Origin of the sequence: Stieleria sp., from assembly GCF_041595215.1 — a bacterium.
In the GTDB taxonomy this organism is placed as follows: domain Bacteria; phylum Planctomycetota; class Planctomycetia; order Pirellulales; family Pirellulaceae; genus Stieleria; species Stieleria magnilauensis.
Genome location: NZ_JBFHKV010000964.1, coordinates 1 through 3326, shown reverse-complemented (window position 1 = coordinate 3326; position 3326 = coordinate 1). Strand labels below are relative to the sequence as shown.

Genomic DNA, 3326 nt, shown 5'->3' with positions numbered 1-3326 from the left:
TTGATCAAGCGGTAACCACGGGGCTCGGAGGCAATCCCGCTAAATCGACAAGGTATTGACCAGCGCTGGACCCACCGATGGCAGCGCGAACCCACGGATTTTTTGCACCCTGTCATCCGTGGGTTCGCGCTGCTATCCGTGGGCATTCTTTTTGGGTGGATAGCCCGGACGATTGCTGCAGTGCTTCGTCAAGAGTCACCGCCGTGGCGTCGCGGTCGTGAAAGGAGCAGACACAAAGGCCAATCGGCCCTACGCCGCATCACGCCGCGCGACGGACCGTGGCGACGGCCCGTTGAAAGTCGTCTTGCAACAAGGACCTTCGCCGCCGGAATGGGGTTAGGACTCGGCTGGCTTTGTCTCTCAAGATCTGGGTGACCCACAACGGGTTGATCTTTGATTGACTCATCAGGTGTATCCCGCGATAGGAAACCAGTTGACGCCCATAGTGCGCCGCGACGGTCTGCAACGCCCGCTTGGACCACAGACTGATGTGTTGGCCGCCGTCCAAGACGTAGTACCACCACTGATCGGGTTGCGGGGCGGGATCGGGAACCGGCTCGGTGGAGATCAGCCAGTGATCGGCCGTCGCATCCATCCGTTGCAATTCCCTGTGCGGATTTTCGAAGTGTTCAAAAACCTCAAACGCTGTCAAAAAATCAAATCCGTTGGCAGACGATTCGGCTTCCAACCCCGCGGCAAACAGGTTTTGACAGTACGGGTCACGATGCAGAAAATGGTGTCCGCGGTCACGCATCATTCGCGTGAACATCCCGTAGCCGCCGCCATAGTCCAGGCAGTGAAAGGCCTTGGGATAAATGAATCGCAGCAGCAGATCGGTGATCCGAGCGAACCGTTCGTTGCGTGCGATCAGTCCGACATCGGAAGCAATGATGGCATCGCCGTAGGCCTCTTCCAACCAATACGGTTTTTCGGTCTGAATGAAGTGGCAATCCCGACAGCGGAAGTATTCAATTTCGTATTTGCCCAGAATCGTCGCGTGGGCGAACGAATCGGCATTGTGGCGACATACCAGACAGTCCATCGTCATTGTTTCTTTTGCAGACCGGTGAAAAGGAATTGCGGATGAGAGTCGAGCTAGACCGCACACAACAATCGGTCGCGGGACGGTTTGGCGTTCTCCACCAATCCTCGATAGACCGCGGCCGTGCGCTGTGCCGTGGTCTGCCAGGTGAAACTCGCCGCCCGCTGTCGCGCCGCCCGCACGATCTCCTGCTGCATCGGCAACGCATCGGTCAGCGCCGAACGCATCATCTGGGCAACCATTTCGACATCGTCGGGATCAAAGTAGTACCCGCACTCGCCGACCACTTCACGCATCACCGGCAGATCGGAAACCATCACGGGGGTGCCCGCTGACATCGCTTCGAGCGACGGCAACCCGAACCCTTCGGCGCGGGACGGAAACAAGAATCCACGGGAATGCTCGTACAGCGTCCGCAGCAACGCATCGGGAACATTCGGCATCAAAATGGCCGAGCCGTCATCCCGCCACTCCAGTTGCGCCGCCTCGCGACGTTTCATCGGTGGTCCCACCACGACCAGTTTAGCTTCCTCGGGCAACGTGCCGCGCAATCGTTTCCACGCGTTCCAAACGACTTCAAAGTTCTTGTAACTGTTGCGACGACCGACGAACAACACGTAAGGCTTGTCCGTCAAGACATCCGGCAGCGGCGCGGGCGTGATGTCCGACAGAGAGGTCCCGAGCGGAATCACCGATGCCTTGCCGCGACAATCGGGAAAGCGATCACACAGCTCATCGTGGGTCGCCTGGGAAATGCAAATCAGATGATCCGCCGCCGCAATCGCATCGTATTTCAGGGCGATGTGTTTGCCGGTCGGATCGAGCGACGGAACGGCCTCGTGAACAAAGTCCAGAATCGTCGCGACCAGCGGACGGTTGCCCCGCCGAATCGCCCGCCGACACAAGCCGCTGTAGTACGTCCAATGCTCCACGTCGGCGTCGATGGCGTCGAATTGCTGGGTGATCTGACGCTGCATGCGATCACGCGTCAGTTTTCTCAGCCAGGAAACCGATGGCTCCGTTTGCACCCCGTGATAGCGCAATTGCGGGTTGGAAAGTTCAGGCTCGTCAGCGGCCGGACCGACCACCGCCGGCTGGCAATCGGTTGGCAAGTGGTGGATCAGCTCGCTGAAGTAACGGGCCACACCGCCCCAACGCAGGATCTGGAAGATCGCGCCTTCGTATAAAACTCTCATTTTGGATCACACTCGCAAACCTATTGCCCAATCGAACCGCAACCGCCCGAATCCATCAACCGACGGTCTGTACCAAATTCTGGCCGTCGCTGAAAAGAGAGTTTGTGAAACTCCCTAAATTCGGCCGGGGCGGCGTGATCGGCGATCCCCCGGACGACGCCGAGAATCGGTGTTTCGAATCTGAAAGAACTTCAACACCTGTTCGCGATGTTCGGGACCGAACGCCATCACCAACAGATACTCCATCAACCGCTCGCTGTCCTTCATCACAAACGCTTCGCCGCCGCCGGCCTGGGCGATCAAATAGAACTCGGGCAGTGGCGTGACGCTGCGGCACGTCACGGTGTAAACGCGTCCCTTGTCATAGCCGTGGAACTCCTTGGCCAGGTCCAGACAGGTCTGCACGTCGGACCGATGCGGCGGCGCGTCTCCAAAGACCAGCATCACCTTCTGAGCTTGTGGGCGAAACCGGTTGGTCCGGAGCGCCCACGCCATCCCGGCTTGAACGGCTTCGGGGTGGTCGCCCCCACCCTGGGCCTGCGCGGCATTGACGAAGCTTTGCACCTTTTGGACGTCGCTATCCAGTTCAATGCCGCGGACGAGATAGGCTTCGTTTAAATCCCGATAGGTCGCCAGCGAAAACCTCGCCTTGGGGACCTTTTCCAAGACGACCTTGCCGATCTCGCTGATCCGTCGTTTGACCGCATGGATTTCACTTTTCATGCTGCCGGTGCTATCAAACACCACCGCGATGTCGATGCCGTTGAGTTGCGCATCGCGAATCCGGTTGGAGAACCCCCGCGAATAGCCCTTCAACGCGCCGCTGAACAGGATTTCCACGTCGACGTCTGGCTGGACGTTTGTCCCCTGGATCTCAATGGCGTCCAGCTCGATCGGCACGGCGACGACGTCTTCCACGACCGGTTCGACATCCAGTTCGATCTTGTCGATCACGATCGATTGGATCTCGGGAGGTTTCTGATCGATCGGTTCACCGATCTCGATCACAAACGGTTCGTTGACGTCGATGCGATAGCTAAGCAATGCCAGACCAATCAGCACGACCAAATGGACGATCAAGCTGACCA

General features: G+C 58.4%; 3 protein-coding genes. All 3 read right to left on the bottom strand.

The genetic code is table 11. The features are described 5' to 3' along the window. Positions 1 to 259 precede the first annotated feature (259 nt). Positions 260 to 1042: a class I SAM-dependent methyltransferase gene (locus ABX749_RS26880; RefSeq protein WP_161501396.1), complete on the bottom strand. Its 783-nt coding sequence runs from the start codon at positions 1040 to 1042 to the stop codon at positions 260 to 262. Between the two features lie 53 nt (positions 1043 to 1095). Next, on the bottom strand, positions 1096 to 2238 hold the full coding sequence (locus ABX749_RS26875) for a glycosyltransferase family 4 protein (RefSeq protein WP_372898726.1): 1143 nt from the start codon (positions 2236 to 2238) through the stop codon (positions 1096 to 1098). A 114-nt stretch (positions 2239 to 2352) separates the two neighbouring features. Beyond that, the coding region (locus tag ABX749_RS26870) for a VWA domain-containing protein (RefSeq protein WP_372898724.1) at positions 2353 to 3326 on the bottom strand (974 nt) is incomplete at its 5' end.

Bases quoted from the DNA above. Each gene is read 5' to 3' on its own strand.
- ABX749_RS26880 (WP_161501396.1), bottom strand. From the start codon at position 1,042: ATGGACTGTCTGGTATGTCGCCACAATGCCGATTCGTTCGCCCACGCG.
- ABX749_RS26875 (WP_372898726.1), bottom strand. From the start codon at position 2,238: ATGAGAGTTTTATACGAAGGCGCGATCTTCCAGATCCTGCGTTGGGGC.